The organism is Paenibacillus oleatilyticus, from assembly GCF_018998565.1.
GTDB classification, from domain to species: Bacteria; Bacillota; Bacilli; order Paenibacillales; family NBRC-103111; genus Paenibacillus_G; species Paenibacillus_G oleatilyticus.
In genome coordinates, this window is record NZ_JAHNZO010000001.1 from 76,836 (window position 1) to 77,091 (window position 256).

Annotated in this window: 1 pseudogene; it reads left to right on the plus strand. The window is 65.2% G+C overall.

Annotated features, from left to right (window positions below):
- Positions 1-256, plus strand: a pseudogene (locus KQX66_RS38775) (collagen-like protein); the annotation flags it as partial.

Consider the following 256-nt stretch of genomic DNA (forward strand, 5'->3'; position numbering starts at 1 on the left):
AAGGGCCGCAAGGCGCTGCTGGCGCTCAAGGACCTCAGGGTGATCAAGGACCGCAAGGCGCTACCGGCGCTCAAGGACCTCAGGGTGACCAAGGGCCGCAAGGCGCTACTGGTGCTACCGGTGCTCAAGGGCCTCAAGGCGACCAAGGACCTCAAGGTGACCAAGGGCCGCAAGGCGCTACTGGTGCTACCGGTGCTCAAGGGCCTCAAGGCGACCAAGGACCTCAAGGTGACCAAGGGCCGCAAGGCGCTACTGG